This is a genomic window from Myxococcus sp. CA033 (assembly GCF_013336625.1).
GTDB lineage: Bacteria > Myxococcota > Myxococcia > Myxococcales > Myxococcaceae > Myxococcus > Myxococcus llanfairpwllgwyngyllgogerychwyrndrobwllllantysiliogogogochensis.
Genome location: NZ_JABUMU010000012.1, coordinates 172,515 through 185,484 on the forward strand (window position 1 = coordinate 172,515; position 12,970 = coordinate 185,484).

Sequence of the window (12,970 nt, forward strand, 5' to 3'; positions counted from 1 at the left end):
CCGTACCAGGGCTGGCGGGCACAAAGGGCCGAGGGTGGGATGCTCCGTCGCTTGTTGGCCCCTGGAGGACAGGTGAATCCCAGCGAGCGAGCAGGCTCCGGCTTGTGGTTCGCCGTGCCTTTCTGTAGCGAGCAGCCCGGCATTGGACGCGTGTGAGGTGGGCCGTGAAGCGTCGGACATTCCGGGCGGAAGGCGCGCGGGCGGTGGTGGAGGCGGTGGCCGCGGAGCTCGGCTTGCCCGTGGAGCAGGCGCGTGGGCTGGTGGAGGTGGGCGCCGTGTACGTGGCCGGGCGGCGCTGCCGGGACGTGAAGGCGCGGCTGTCCCCCGGGCAGGTGGTGGCGGTGGTGCTGGAGGAGGGAGGGCAGAGCCCGCTGGAGAAGGCCCCCGACGCCCCCACGTTCCGCGTGTTGCATGAGGACGCGGAGATCCTCGCCGTGGACAAGCCACCGGGGCTCCCCGCGCAGCCCACGGAGGCGCGCGTGGGAGGCAGCCTGGTGGACCAGGTGAGTGGCTACCTGGGACGCGAGGCGGGACTGGTGCACCGGTTGGACCGGGAGACTTCGGGAGTCACGGTGTTCGGCAAGACGCCCCAGGCGACGTCGGCGCTGGCGGCGGAGTTCCGGGAGGGCCGGGCGCGCAAGCGCTACGTGGCGGCCACTGGCCCTGGGCTGCCCGCGTCGGGGACGGTGGACCTGCCGTTGTCGAAGGACCCGTCGCGTCCGGGGCGCTGGCGAGCGACTCGCGCGGCGAACGGCGTGCCCGCGCTGACGCACTTCCGCACGCTGTACGCGGGGCCGGAGTTCTGTGTGGTGGAGCTGTTGCCCCAGACGGGACGCACGCACCAGCTGCGGGCGCACCTGACGGCGCTTGGCGCGCCCATTCTCGGGGACTCGCGCTATGGCGGCGCGGAGCGGGCGGGAGGCGTCGACGCGGCCCGCTGCCTGTTGCATGCGCAGGCGCTGGAGCTGGCGCATCCGCGCACGGGAACGCCGCTGCGAGTGGAGGCTCTGGTGCCCGAGGACCTGCTCCGCTTCTTCACCCTCGTGGGCGTCGCGGTTCCCCAGGGGACCGTGCCCGAGAAGTGAAGGGGCTCACCGGGGTTTCGTCCGGCCGGGCCACACGGGGCAGGTCGGGCTCGGCCTCCAGGGCGGCCACACCTGGCATCAGGCGGTGGGGGAGGGCGTCGTCGTCCGCATCCATCCGGGCGAGGTCGAGGGCTTCCCGGAGCGCCCGGTTCAGGTCCGCCACCAGACCTGGGCCGCCGCCGTCAAGTTGCTCCATCCCTGGGTCGTGGGCGGCCAGTCCCGCCAGGACGGTGAGGGTGCCCGCCGAGCCACCGTCGACAGCAGGCAGCCGAAGGTCCTGGAGAGTGCCTTTCAGGAGGCTCGCCGTCGCTCGGGCCACGGGGGCCTCGGCATTTCGAGCGGGAAGAATGACGGTGACAACCGGGATGGCCGTCGTTGTGTAGACTGCCGCACCCATGGGTGGCGTGAGAAACGGCAAGGACGCCGGCACGCCGGAGCCCGCGGCCGTCCGACAGGAGGTGCCGCGAACCGGCATGCTCGAGGTCGGGTCGACGGACGATGCGGAAGTCGGGGTGGCTCGCCACCTTGGTGCCGCTGTGCGCTGGCTGCGCGAAGGTGCGCCCTCGCGGGCCTTCGAGGAGCTGGAGAAAGCCGGCCGGACCCTTCCCATGTCGCCGCGCCTGGCCGCGGGGCTCGTTCGCTTCGCGCGACTCGCGGGTGTCGAGGCTGTGGCCATCGGGTTGCTGGATTCCGTTCCCGCCACCGCATCCGCCGAGGTGCGTCGCGCCGTACGGCGTCAGCTCGCGCGGGTGTTGCGCAAGACGAACCAGGCGCCCCGAGCGGTCTTGGTGCTGGAGGCCCTGGTGGGGGAGTTCCCCGAGGAGCGCCGCGCGCGGCGGGTCCTCGAGGTGCTCCGCGCCAGGGGTGGGGTGAGCGGAGGGCGCGCACCGTCGCCGACGAGCGCGGTGCTGGAGAAGCTGCCCACGAAGAAGTCGGGCGTGCAGGCCATGGCGGTCTGGGAAGAGGACGAGGTCGACTACCACGCGGCGACGGTGGTCGACGTCACGGGTGCGACGTCGGGTCCGCCTGCCGTGGTTTCGCTGCCGCGTACGCTCACGATGGAGCTGGCGCGGGTGCAGTTCCAGGTGGAGGGCCCGCCCCTCGGGTTGTCGATGGTGGAGGCAACGCCTGGCGTGGACTCCGGTCGGGGAGAGCCTCCCGAGGTTGGAAGCATGTCGGAGGCTCCGACCACCGTGGTGCCGCGCGCGGCGGAGGCCGTGTCGCTGGAGGATGCGTCTTCAGCGCGTTCCGTGCAGGCGCCCACGTCGTCGGCGAGTGCGCCGGTGGTGCCGTGGGATGTGGACCCGACCGAGTCGGTGCCGAGCGCGGGGGCCTCGTCGGGGCAAGAGTCCTCGGAGCAGGGGCTGCGCGACGGCGGACTGTTGTCAGTGGAATCCGCGCCATCACGCGCGAAGTCGGAGGCTGCGGCGAGTGGGATGGTTCACGCTCCCGCCACCGAGGCTTCGGCGGAGCTGTCGTTGTCGAGGGACGCAGGTCCCGGAGCTGTGCGAGGCGTGGCGGGGAGTGATGCGTCGGGTGCGTTGACGAATGCGGCTCCGGGGATGGGGCGGTTCGACAAAGAGGCTCCTCCGAACGAGGCGGATTCAATCGCGGGGGGGAGCCGCACGGGGACGTTGCCGACCGAACAGGCTCCTCGTGCTGGGCAAGGTGACGAGGCGGCTACATCGAGCAATGCAGTCCCGCGTGCTGCGGCAGACTTCTCGAAGGACCCGTCGAACAACGGAGCCCTGAGTGGACCGGGTGACGCGGAAGTTTTGCCGAGCGACGTAGCGTCAACTGGGCTCAGCGACGCAGAGGTCTCGCGCAACAAGGCGGCTTCAACAGCACCCAGCGACATAGCGGCTACGCCCAGCAAGCAGGCTTCAACAGGGGCCAGCGACGCAGCGGCTACGCCCAACAAGCAGGCTTCAACAGGGACCAGCGACGCAGCGGCTTCGCCCAATAAGTTGGTTTCACCTGGGCCGAGTGGCGCAGCGACTCTGACGAGCGAAGTGGCTTCAGCCGGGCCGAGTGGCGCAGCGCCCCTGGCGAGCGAGCTGGCTTCACCTGGGCAGAGAGGCGCAGCGCCTCTATCGAGCGACGTGGCTTCAGCCGGACAGAGTGGTGCGGCGCCTCTACCGAGCGAGATGGCTTTAACTGGGCCCAGCGGCGTGGATGCCTCGCCCAACAAAGTTGCTGCAACTGGGCCTCTCGATGAGGAGGCCCTTCCCAACAAGGCGGCATCAACCAGGCAGAGTGGCGCAGAGGCTCTTCCGAGCGAGTCGGCTTCAACTGGAACTCGCGATTTGGGGGCTCCGCCCAACAAGGCGGCTTCAACCAGTCAGAGTGGCGCGGACGCCTTGCCGACCGGAGCCGCATCGAGTGCCGGGCTGAGTGAAGTGGAAGCCTCTCTGTCCGAGGTGGCTTCCTCAACCTCATCGAGTAGTGCGGCCGTCGGAACGAAGGCACGCGCCGGGGTAGGGCAATCCGAGCATCAGGTCGTGGCGGGTGCGAAGCCGACGGACTCAGTCGCTTCGCCAGCCCGTACTGCATCAAGCGCTGCCCATCCTCGCCTGGGACACGCCTCGACACAGGTCGCGTCGAGCTTGGAGTTGACCGTTCCGACGGCTTCGCCCATCGGAGCCGAGCCGAGCGTGAGTCGGACCGATGCGTTGGCTCTGCCTCTCGATGCCGAGTCCATCGCGGGCCGCGCTGACACGGGGGCTTCCTCAAGTCCGTCCCCGGCAAGCACGAACCTGACTGACGAGATGGCTTCGTCGTCTCGTGCCGCGTCGAGCGATGAGGCTGCTCCTCCGGCGGATGCGGCCCCTGGGTCCACTCAGGCCCTGGCGGACGAGTCCCCGACCGAAGCCGACCTCCGCGCGAAGACCCAGGTGGAGATGCCGGCCGTCAGGGTCGAAGACCTGTCTTTCCCCTGGGATGTTCCCCCGCAGGAAGCGCCACCACCGGCGCGCTCCGCTGCTGGAAGCCCAGGCCGCTCCTCGAAGGGGAAGCCTGCCTTCGCGAGCCCGCCCCCCGTGCTGCACCCGGTGGGCACGGAGCCCGCTCGCTCTAGGACGCAGCCAGCGCCATCCATCACGAGAGCTGAAGAGGCTCCGCGTTCGGAGACGATGGAGGTTCCTCTCGCCGACCTCTTCGCCGCACTGGGCGGCGCACCGCCCGGTATGTCGGCACCGGTCCGCGCGGAGCCCGTGCCCCGGAACATGGGCAGCCCCGCCACCGTGCCGCCGTCCCGAACGGGGCGACCTGGGCCCGTGGAGTCCACTCCTGGCGAGGACGCGGAGGAACTGGCGCGTTCGCAGAAGCTGGAGGCGCAGTTCGTCGCGCGTCGGGCCTGGCGTGAACTGGCCCAGCTGTACCTCAAGCGCGCGGACCGCGCGAAGGACCCCGTGGCGCGGGCGGAGGCGCTGACGCGGCTCGCGGAGGTGATGGAGACCGAGCTCCAGGACCCCGCTGGCGCGGCGCGCATGTACCGGGAGATCGTCGAACTGACCGGTGACCGGGCCGCGCTGCGTGAGCAGGTCCGGTTGCTGGCCTCGCGTGATGACGCCTCGCTGGTTCGGCGTGCGCTCGATGAGGCGATTCAGCATGCGAAGACAGGCCGCGCACGCGCCACGGCCCTGCTGACCCGAGGAGAGCGCTGGCTCCACATGGGGGAGCCGCAGAAGGCCCGCGCGGATTTCGAGGCCTCGGAGGCGCTTGTGCCGGGGCTGATTCCCGCGCTCGCGGGCCTGCTGCTGTGTGTCGAGGACGCGGAGCGCTCAGTCATCGCGACACGCCTTCGCTCGGTGCTCGCCGCCACGCCGCGTCGGGCGGCTGACCGCGCGGAGGCGCTCCGGGTGCTCGCGCGTACGGCGGAGGAACAGCTCGATGATTCGCGCCTGGCTCAGTGGGCCTGGGGCGAGGTGCTCATCGAGATTCCCGACAGTGAGCAGGCCCGTGAGCGGCTCCTGTGGCTCGCGCGAGAGTTGGGGGACATGGCGGCGCTCGGGCAGCTTCTTCGCGCCCAGATTGCGCGAGAGTCGCGAGGGCCCGTCGCGCGGCAGTCCCGCCTGGAGTTGGTGGCCACGCTGGAGTCGTCGGGAGACAGCGAGGCCGCGCTGAACGAGCTGCGTCAGGCGGTGCGCTTCGAGCCAGGGCACAAGGAAGCGTGGCTGCTGCTCGTGGAGCGCCTGCTGGCGCGCGACAACAAGGGTGAGGCGGCCTGGGCGCTCGAGAATGCGGCCACCGCGACGGAGGACGAACTCGAACGCGAGCAGACCTGGGACAGGCTGGCGCGGATGTGGCGTGAATCGCTCCGGAATCCCGAGCGCGCGCAGGTCTATGCAAGGCGCGCGGAAGGGCTGAGGCTCGCGCGTGAGGAGCGGGAGGCGGCTCCCCCCGAGCCTCCTCGCAGCGCGACACCTCGCCGTGAGCCGAGCGGACCCAAGTCACCGCTCGTTCCGTTGCCCGTGGCGACGACGTCTCTCGTCGCGGCCGGGCGCGATGACTTGTCCGAAGAAATTACGTCGACCTCCGACCCCAGTGTTTCTCCTGGTGGGGCCGCGGTGGAAGGCTCGGAGCGTTCGCCGGCGCCGCGTGGTGAGAAGGGCGGCGCCTCACAAGCCTCCGTGGCTGCGAGTGTATCGGCGGCGCGCGGGGACAAGGGACCAGGCGCGGCTCAGCGGCAAGAGAAGGCGACGATTCCTCAGGGGGCCGCTTCTGCTCGAGGTGGCGCGTCCGACGCTCGCGAGGAGCGGGGCGGATCGCCATCTGGAGGGCAAGGCGCTTCGGTCGCGCGCGGTGAGAAGGGGCCTGTGCTCACAGGCGGAGCCACTGCGCAGGGCAGTGCAGGAGGAGCGCGCCCGGAGAAGTCGCCGCCGCCTTCTGGCACTTCCTCCGCGTCGGGGGCTGTCGCTGAGCAAGGCGCGAGGTTGGCGGCGCCTGTGAGTGCAGCTGCCGCGCAAAGTGATGCAGCGAGCGCCCGGGGTGAGAGGGCAGCACCTGCCCGGGCCGAGGGTGTTCGCGCCGAGAAGCCCGCCGCGTCTGGTGCACGCGGCGAGCAGCCTGTCGCGTCCGGTGAACGCATCGAGAAGAACGCCGCGTCTGGCGGACGCGCCGAGAAGCCTGCCTCGTCCGGCGAACGCACCGAGCAGCCCGTCGGGTCCGGCGCACGCGCCGAGCAGCCCGTCGCGTCCAGTTCCCGCGCCGAGAGGCCTGCGTCTTCTCGGGCCGATGGCGCACGCGCCGAGAAGCCCGCACCTGCTGGGGCCACGGGAGCGCGCGCCGAGAAGCCCGCCGTACGTACCGAGAAGCCCGCAGCTGCCCGGGCCGAGGGCGACCACGCCGAGAATCCGGCACCTGCCGGAGCCACGGGAGCGCGCACCGAGAAACCCTCCGTACGCGCCGAGAATCCGGCACCTGCCGGAGCCACGGGAGCGCGCGCCGAGAAGCCCGCCGCGCGCACCGAGAAACCCGCGCGCCCACCGGGTCGCGCGCAAGAGTCGCGCGAGGATCCACTGGGCTCATTGGGCCCGGAGCTCGACAGACCCGCGCCGTCGGGGTCGACGGTGGCCTTCGGCGCGAATGTCCCCGTGCGCGCGGACAAGCCCGCCGAAGCAAAAGCCCCCGCCGCCCCGCCGCCTCGCGCATCCGCTCCTCGCGCCGAACGTCCCCCCGCGCCCCCGGCCCCTCCGGCCGACAGTGCCCCTCCCGCGCGCGCCCAGGGCACCGCGCGTCCCGCGAGCCCTCCAGAATCCCCCCGAGGCGGCAAGGCCATCGACCTCATGAGCGGCAAGCCCATGGACCTCGATGCCGCGTCCGTCCCCGAAACGCGCGTCATCTCCTGGGAAGCCCCGCCGGGACGCATGGACCCCGTGCGCCGCGTCCTCCGTGGCTCTCGCCCCGAGGGCACCTCGGCCGGTCCCGCGCCGGGCCGCACCTTCATCTCGAAGCCCGCCGCGCAATCCGAGCGTCCCTCCGTGGGCGCCGCCGAGACGCGCGAGAACCCCATCGTCGTCCCCGAGCCCGCTCCACCGGCCGACACCGAGCCCGAGGTCTTCCGCCAGCTCCGCGAGCGCCCCCTCGACACCGTCTCCTACGCGAACCTCGCCGACTTCTTCGACACCCGAGGCGACGCCCCTCGCGCCGCCCTCATGCGCGAAATCGTCGAGGCCCTCGCCGGCCGCGACGTCCCCGTGTCTCGACTCCAGCGGCCCTCCCTCACCGCCGACGAGCGCGCGGGCCTGCGTCACCCCGGACTGCGGACCTCCTCGGGTGAACTGCTCGCATGCTCGGGTATCGCCCTCTGTCGCCTCTTCCCCGCCCAGGGCCGCGCCGCCGACGCCTCCGAACCCCTGCGCGCCGTCGCGGGCCCGGGCGCTCCCGCCGTCCTCGACGCCCTGCACACCTCCGCGCGAGTGCTCGCGGTGAACCTGCCGGAGCTCGTGCTCGCCGAGGACGATGGTCCGCCCTTCACCGCCGTCCACACCGACAAGCCTCGCCTGCTCGTGGGCCGCGCAGTGATTCGCCAGGCCCTGCCCGCCGCCGAGCTGCGCTTCCACGCAGGCCGTGCCCTGCTGTCGCTGTCACCCGATCTGCTCGCCCTGCGCGCGCTCAAGGGCGCCCAGCTCCTGCGCGCCCTGGCCCTGCTGTCCACCGTCCTCAAGAACCCGAAGGACTCCAGCGCGGACGCCCGGCTCGTGCGCGAAACGCTGTCCCCGCGCGCCCTGGAGCGCACCCTCGAGCTGCTGGATTCCGGCACCCGGGACTTCAACGCCTCGTCCCTCGCGGACGCCGCGCGAGACTCCGCCAACCGCGCGGGCCTGGTGGCCTGCGGTGGTGTGGGGCCGGCGGTGACGGTGATTCGCTCCCGTCGCTCGCAGGACTCGGAGCTGGTGGAGCTGCTGCGCTTCGCCGCGTCCGAGCGCTACCTCTCCCTGCGCGCTCCCCGCTGAAGCTCAGTTCATCTGCATGCGGATGGTGAGCGCCAGCATGCGGCTCTTCTCGCCACCCATCTCGTACCGGTACGCCAGGTCCAGACCGCCGCCCGTCTCGGTCATGAAGCCCAGGCCCGTGCTCAGCCGCGACGTGCGCGTGAAGCCGTCATACGAATAGCCCGCACGCAGCGGAACCTGCATCCCGAGGATGTACTCCAGGCCACCGCTGTACGTGAGCGTCGTCTTGTCGTTCGTCTCGAAGTCCGCGCGCACGTCACCGGCCACCGTCAACATCCCCGAGTTGATGCCGAGATGACCCGTGTAGTACCGCGTCAGCTCCACGTTGTTGGTGTTGATGAGGTTGTGCCCGGACACCCCGGCCACCAGTGACTGGGACAGCCGGAACAACAGGCCCGTGTCAACTGTCACCGAGTTGGCATATCGGTCCATGCCACTCATCCGGAGGTAGCGCGCCGCGGCACCAATCAGGATGCCCGGGGTCAATGGAAACCCCACGCCCAGCGAGCTGAGATGGGCGGTGGTGCGAGCGCCGCCGCGTCCCAGGCTGACCCAGTGGTAGTCCATCCCCATGGCCAGTTTGCTGGTGGCGCCGTCGATGACGGAGACGCCGAGCACGCCCTCCTTGATGCGGTGGTCCCAGGCCGCTGTCCCCTCGACGCGGTAGGCCGGATACAGGGCCATGGCGGCGGGGTTGCCCAGGATGGCCTCCGTGCCCAGGCCGAGGGCGCGGTAGGCGCCGCCCATGCCATAGGCGCGTGCGCTCATGACGTCCCTCAGGTCCTCCGAGGGCTGGGCCAGGGCGGCGGTGGAGACACACACGGCGAACAGCAGCACGACGGGGCGGAGCGACATGGGGCCATCATCCTAACCAGCTTGATGGGGTGGGTGGGCGCCAATAGATTCCCTGGCCCCATGTCCGCCAACGCACCGAAGGCAGAGCCCCTTATCCGTAAGTGTGTCATCCCGGCAGCCGGGCTGGGCACGCGCTTTCTTCCCGCCACGAAGTCCGTGCCCAAGGAGATGTTGCCCATCGTCGACACTCCCACCCTCCAGTACATCGTGGAGGAGGCGGTGTCCGCCGGCATCGAGGATGTCGTCCTCATCAATGGCCGCGGCAAGGGCGCCATCGAGGACCACTTCGACATCGCCTTCGAACTGGAGACCACGCTGCGCGCCCGGGGCAAGACGGCGGACGCGGACAAGCTGCGCGCCATCGCCGACCTGGTCCGGGTCGTCAGCATCCGCCAGAAGGAGCCCAAGGGCCTGGGCCACGCGGTGCTGTGCGCCAAGAGCGCCATCGGCAACGAGCCCTTCGGCGTGCTGCTGGGCGACGACATGATTGACGCCGAGGAGCCGGGCATCCGCCAGCTCGCTCGCGTGTTCCGCCAGTACAACCAGGCCGTCATCGCGCTGATGGAAGTGCCCGATGACGAGACGCACATGTACGGCATCGCCGCCGGCACGGACCTGGGCGACGGCGTCATCCGCATCGACCGCGTCGTGGAGAAGCCGAAGAAGGGCACCGCGCCCTCCAACCTCGCCGTCATCGGCCGCTATGTGCTGCCCCCGGAAATCTTCCCCATCCTGGAGCAGCAGACGCCGGGCGTGGGCGGGGAAATCCAGCTCACCGACGGCCTGGCCACGCTCCAGCAGTCGCACGGTCTGTTGGGGTACAAATTCAAGGGTCAGCGCTATGACGCGGGCGACAAGGTGGGATACCTGAAGGCGAACATCGCCTACGCCCTCAAGCGCCCCGAGCTGCGGGGCGGGTTGCTCGAGTACATGCGTGAGGTCGTGAAGACGGAGAAGCCGTGAAGCGCATCGTCGCACTCGTCGCAGTCCTGCTGTCCTTCACCGCTGCCGCCTACGTGCTGCCGGGAGGCTCCATCCTCCGGCGCATGGTGGGGGAGCGGGACGAACTGAAGCTCTCCGGGCTGCGAGTGGAAGGCTCGCTGAGCTTCAGTGGCCCCGGGGTGAAGGAGGCGGGCTCGGCGCTGGGTACCGCGACGGACCGTCCCGACGTGCAGGGCGACGGCGTGCTGTACCTGCGCATGCCGGGCCGCTGCCGCTTCGAGGCCTCGGTGCCGGACGGCAACGCGCGCACCGCCGTGGTGCAGGTGGCGGGGCGTCGCCGGCTGGAGGGCAATGACATCCCGTCGCTCTCCGTGCTCGTCGCGCAGGTGTGTCCGCTCTTCGCCGCGGGCGGCGGGCCGGTGCAGCAGCTCAAGGAGTCGGTGCAGCAGTACCTTCAGGGGCTGGGTGTCGACACGTCCCGCACGGGCCTGGCGCGCTTCAGTGGAGAGGTCGCGTATGTGCTCGGCGACCAGGCCGAGGGGCGTCCCCAGTTCTGGGTGTACAAGGACTCCTTCCGCCCCGCGCGGCTGCGCTACACGGACTCGGCCAAGGTCGCGTGGGACGTGCGCTTCCTGGACTACAACTCGCCCGCGGTGGGTGAGGCGATGCCGCGCAGCATCGAGGTGTGGCGCGGTGACCAGCGCGTCGTGCGCTTCACCGCGCTGAAGGGCGACACCCGGGCCACGGTGCCCGACAAGCTCTTCACGCCGTAGTCACCGGGACACCGCCGACACTTCCGCCGGGGCGTTGACGCGTCACGGTGGTGGAGCGGCGGTGTTCACGGCGCGGACCTTCCTTCCTGATTCGCTTGCGACGTCCGGGGGCGCGATGAAGAGTCGCGCCGCCCAGCCGGGGCCTTCGCGGCCCTGGACGCCGACAGAGGGAGAACGCACATGAAGGTCTACGGCCACCCGATGAGCATCTGTACGCGCAAGGTCCTCACCACGCTGCTGGAGAAGGGGCAGGAGGCCCAGTTCGTCCTCGTGGACCTGGGCAAGGGTGAGCAGAAGCACCCCTCGCACCTGGCGCGCCATCCCTTCGGTGTCGTGCCCGCCTTCGAGGACGACGACGGCTTCATCCTCTACGAGTCGCGCGCCATCATCCGCTACCTGGACCGCAAGCTGCCGGGGGCCTCGCTCACGCCATCCCAGCCGCATGCCTATGGGCTGATGGAGCAGTTCATCGGCGTGGAGCAGAGCTACTTCAGCCCCGCGGCCTTCAAGGTCATCTGGGAGCGCGTCTTCAAGCCGCACATGGGTGGCGGCGCCGCGGATGAGTCCCGGGTGCAGGAGGGCCGCGCGGGCGTGGACAAGGTGTTCGGCATCCTCGAGCCGATGCTGGCGAAGCAGCCCTATCTCGCGGGAGACAGCTTCTCGCTCGCGGACGTGTCGTGGATGCCGGAGCTGGAGTTCCTGGTCGCGGCCGGTGAGCAGGGCCTGTTCGACAAGCACCCGAGCGTGGCCGCGTGGTGGAAGCGCATCAGCAGCCGGCCCTCGTGGAAGAAGGTCGCCCACGGATAGGTCTCGTCCGGGGCGGCGAGGGGCAAGCCCGCACGCGCTCGTCGTGCGCGGGCCCGTGCTCCGACGGCCTACGCCGTGCGCGCCGTCTCCTCGGGCCCCATGCCGGAGCGCGCCTCCGGGGGACGCCACATGAACCACTGGGGCGGTCCTCCGTCGAAGCACGGCTCGGTGCGCCGCAGGTCGAAGCCGAAGCCCAGGTACCAGTCGCGGTTGGCCGCCTTGGCCGTCTCCAGGAAGCACGGCGCGTGGGTCTCCTCGGCCAGCGCCAGGCCCGCGCGCATCAAGCGAACGCCCAGCCCGCGTCCCTGATGCGCCGGGTCCACCGCGATGGTGGCCAGATACCAGTGGGTGGGCGTGTGCGGGTGGTAGCGCTCCAGCCTCGCCAGCGCCTGGAGTGCCAGCCGCGCGCGTCCCGGAAAGTGACGCAGGCCCGCCCAGACAGTGGGCAGGAAGCCCGCCTGTCTGCCGAGTGACTGGGGGAAAGCCCCCGGCCGCAGCCACGCGGCCACGCCCGTCAGCCGTCCGTCCTCGACGGTGGCATGCACCACGCCATGCTCCAGACAGTCGCGCACCGTGGCGACGTAGAAGGCCGAGGCCACCCGTGCGCGCTTCTCCGAGGGGCCCGGAAACAGCTCCGCGAGGAAGGGGTAGTCATCGAAGGCCCGTGCGCACAGCGGCCCCACCTGCTCCAGCAACTCCGGTCCGAGGTTCTGGATGCTCACCGTCATGATGGAGCAACTGTAGACCGACCCTGGGCACGCCCGCCCGTGTCGCGGACAATGACCCGCGCGAGTCGCGCCTCGCTGAACTCCGACCGATGTCCTGCCGTCGGGCGCGCGCCGTCGAGCCGATGCCCATGTCTTCCTCCGACTCCCACTCCCGCGTCGCCATCCTCCCCGCCACGCTGGAGGACGGCGCACGGTTCGCCGCGCTCGAACGGGCCTCTGGTGAGCTGTTCCGTCAGCTCGACGACCTGGCCTGGATTGCCGACGACGACGTCATGGAGGAGGCCGACCACCGCCCGTTCATCCTGGCGCGCACGGTGTGGGTGGCCCGGGACGCGGAAGCGGGCGTCGTGGGCTTCCTCACCGCGCAGGCGGTGGGCTCCGCGCTGCATGTCTGGCAGATGGCGGTGCACCCCTCTCATCAGCGGCGGGGCCTGGGCCGCGCGTTGCTCCGGGCCGCCGCCGCGCATGCCCGCGAGGCGGGCCTGTCCACCCTCACCTTGACCACGTTCCGCGACGTGCCCTGGAACGAGCCCTTCTATGTCGGGCTCGGGTTCACCCGCATTCCGGACGACGCACTGGATGACCGGCTCAAGGAAGTGTTGGAGCACGAAGCGAGGGCGGGCCTGCCGCGAGAGCGGCGCTGTGCGCTGTGGCTCGACCCGCGAGTGATGGTGGACTGAGGACTCGTGCGCCGCGCTGCCTGGACGCACGCGTGCTCGCCTGCTCGGCGGCGCCATGGTGCGGGGACTCGTTCTATGGTGGCCCGTGAGATGTGCGTTCGAACGTGGCAAGGGCGAGGACGGGCCATCCGGTGCTTGGGCGGA

At 70.8% G+C, this 12,970-nt stretch carries 10 protein-coding genes; 6 read left to right on the forward strand and 4 right to left on the reverse strand.

Going from position 1 to position 12,970, the window contains the following annotated elements; all coding sequences use genetic code 11:
• Window positions 1-164: 164 nt before the first annotated feature.
• Window positions 165-1,085 (forward strand): RluA family pseudouridine synthase, encoded by a 921-nt coding sequence (locus HUA78_RS26200; protein ID WP_174468299.1) that lies wholly within the window; start codon window positions 165-167, stop codon window positions 1,083-1,085.
• On the opposite strand, the gene HUA78_RS47760 is transcribed toward HUA78_RS26200, so the two are convergent.
• Both HUA78_RS47760 and HUA78_RS26210 read right to left on the reverse strand, forming a co-directional pair.
• Entirely contained in the window at window positions 1,036-1,761 is a 726-nt protein-coding gene (locus HUA78_RS47760) for a glycosyltransferase family 2 protein (RefSeq protein WP_371745664.1), read from the reverse strand. The genes HUA78_RS26200 and HUA78_RS47760 overlap by 50 nt on opposite strands.
• A gap of 60 nt (window positions 1,762-1,821) precedes the next feature.
• Window positions 1,822-2,034 carry a hypothetical protein gene (locus HUA78_RS26210; RefSeq protein WP_174468298.1) on the reverse strand — a complete coding sequence of 71 codons (213 nt, stop codon included), beginning with the start codon at window positions 2,032-2,034 and terminating at the stop codon, window positions 1,822-1,824.
• Between the two features lie 2,182 nt (window positions 2,035-4,216).
• Between HUA78_RS26210 and HUA78_RS26215 the strand changes: the two genes are divergently transcribed.
• Complete coding sequence (locus HUA78_RS26215) at window positions 4,217-8,041, forward strand: hypothetical protein (protein ID WP_174477394.1); 3,825 nt, start codon at window positions 4,217-4,219, stop codon at window positions 8,039-8,041.
• Between the two features lie 3 nt (window positions 8,042-8,044).
• Here HUA78_RS26215 and HUA78_RS26220 read toward each other — a convergent pair whose 3' ends face one another.
• A complete protein-coding gene (locus HUA78_RS26220) occupies window positions 8,045-8,896 on the reverse strand; it encodes a hypothetical protein (RefSeq protein WP_141648657.1) in 852 nt (283 codons plus the stop codon).
• A gap of 60 nt (window positions 8,897-8,956) precedes the next feature.
• Here HUA78_RS26220 and galU point away from each other — a divergent pair, with 60 nt between their 5' ends.
• The 3 genes from galU to HUA78_RS26235 all read left to right on the forward strand — a co-directional run bounded on the left by galU (window position 8,957) and on the right by HUA78_RS26235 (window position 11,418).
• A complete protein-coding gene (gene galU / locus HUA78_RS26225) occupies window positions 8,957-9,859 on the forward strand; it encodes a UTP--glucose-1-phosphate uridylyltransferase GalU (protein ID WP_174454797.1) in 903 nt (300 codons plus the stop codon).
• A complete protein-coding gene (locus HUA78_RS26230; protein ID WP_141648655.1) occupies window positions 9,856-10,611 on the forward strand; it encodes a hypothetical protein in 756 nt (251 codons plus the stop codon). The genes galU and HUA78_RS26230 overlap by 4 nt, the downstream gene beginning before the upstream one ends.
• A 180-nt stretch (window positions 10,612-10,791) precedes the next feature.
• The gene (locus HUA78_RS26235) at window positions 10,792-11,418 is read left to right on the forward strand and encodes a glutathione S-transferase family protein (protein ID WP_174477395.1); all 627 of its coding nucleotides are present in this window, start codon (window positions 10,792-10,794) and stop codon (window positions 11,416-11,418) included.
• Window positions 11,419-11,486: 68 nt separating this feature from the next.
• Here HUA78_RS26235 and HUA78_RS26240 read toward each other — a convergent pair whose 3' ends face one another.
• Complete coding sequence (locus HUA78_RS26240; RefSeq protein WP_174477396.1) at window positions 11,487-12,146, reverse strand: N-acetyltransferase; 660 nt, start codon at window positions 12,144-12,146, stop codon at window positions 11,487-11,489.
• Between the two features lie 128 nt (window positions 12,147-12,274).
• On the opposite strand from HUA78_RS26240, the gene HUA78_RS26245 reads away from it, so the two are divergent.
• The gene (locus HUA78_RS26245) at window positions 12,275-12,826 is read left to right on the forward strand and encodes a GNAT family N-acetyltransferase (protein ID WP_174462903.1); all 552 of its coding nucleotides are present in this window, start codon (window positions 12,275-12,277) and stop codon (window positions 12,824-12,826) included.
• Window positions 12,827-12,970 lie beyond the last annotated feature (144 nt).